Source organism: Martelella sp. (genome assembly GCF_984369615.1).
The window spans coordinates 1-1,227 of record NZ_CFHTCS010000548.1 but is presented as its reverse complement, the minus strand read 5'-3'; the positions used below and the strand labels follow the sequence as shown (position 1 = coordinate 1,227).

The following is a 1,227-nucleotide window of genomic DNA, read 5'->3' as shown; positions in this document are numbered from 1 at the left end:
CCCTCTTGTCGCCCGGGTCAGTCCCGGTTCGGCCGGGACCAGATGAGCTGAAGGCCTTCCTCGCCTTCGACTTCGACCAGGGTTGCGTAGATCGGGGCAGGGAAGCTCGGATCGTCGAGCTTGACCGAGAGGTAGTCGCGGTCCGTCTGCTCGGAGTGCTTCTGCCAGGCGGCGCCGAGCTCGACATTCGCTGCGGCGAAGATGCGGAAGTGGGGGCCTTTGTCGGAGGGGTTCTCGATGCGGACCAGCCGAGCTTTGACGTTCAGGGTCAGGGTGCGGATCGTCCCCGAGAAGCCGTTGCCGTTGACGGTGAAGTTGCCGATGGTAGCCATGTTCGTGTCCTCTTTCGTTTATTGGGCCGCGGCCATCGCGACCTCGATGGCTGTCGATGACCGGAGGCGATCGGGCCGCACCCGAAGGGCCGCAACACAGTGGAGGGCGGCCAGGGCGAGGCTTTCTTGGCTCGCGAGGAATGGGCGCGCAGCGCCCAGGGGAAGAAAGCTGAGAAAGGCCGTTGCGGTCATGAGAGATCGAGGCGGCGCGCAGCGCCGACGGCCTTCGGTCAGACATGCCAGATCGAGGACGCAGTGGACGCGAACAGACCGAACGATGGGGACACAGTGCGCTACCGGCAAACCACACCGCATGGCGACGGCGCGGCCGCCATCCCGGAAGACCCGGCCAACATCAGCAAGGCCGCACCGGCTTCTCCGCACCGTCAGGGCCGCTGACGCCGCGCGCTCGAGCGCGGTCGATGTTCAACCGGGGGAAAGGCCGCAGCCGAGCGACGGGCTTCTCGGCTCATCGCCGGCGACCCTCCCGGTCCCCTCAACGCCAATGGGCGGGAAGCGAGGTGCTGGTCCGGTCTCGGCGCCGCCCCTCCGGCGCGATGACGCTCCAGGAATGCCCGCCGCGCGGCGGGGCGTTCGGCAAACGACCTGAGGCGGATGTGCAAAGGTCGGATCAATGGGGCGGACGGCGCCGCCTCAGCCTTGCGGAAGCTCGTCCGGCCACCTTTGGGCACCGTGCAGAACGCGGAGAATCCGGATCGACTCGGTGGTCACGGCGTAGGCCGCGACATAGGGCGTGCCGGTGATGACGAGTTCGCGCGTGCCGGCGACGCGGCCGGGACGGCCGCTCTCCGGGAAGTCGACCAGACGGCGCGCGGACGCCGCGATCCGCTCGTCGACGGCGATCGCCGCGCGTGGATTGTCGGCTTCGATATGG

Annotated in this window: 2 protein-coding genes; both read right to left on the bottom strand. The window is 68.3% G+C overall.

The annotated features are described in order from the left end of the window. Window positions 1-17: 17 nt before the first annotated feature. Window positions 18-332: a DUF736 domain-containing protein gene (locus AC5DC2_RS23540; protein WP_167095322.1), complete on the bottom strand. Its 315-nt coding sequence runs from the start codon at window positions 330-332 to the stop codon at window positions 18-20. A gap of 654 nt (window positions 333-986) precedes the next feature. Beyond that, a partial coding sequence (locus AC5DC2_RS23535; RefSeq protein WP_491700241.1) for a type II toxin-antitoxin system RelE/ParE family toxin occupies window positions 987-1,227 on the bottom strand: 241 nt, incomplete at its 5' end.

What these genes read in the sequence shown, in the direction of transcription:
- AC5DC2_RS23540 (WP_167095322.1), bottom strand. Translation starts at nt 332, where the DNA reads ATGGCTACCATCGGCAACTTCACCGTCAACGGCAACGGCTTCTCGGGG.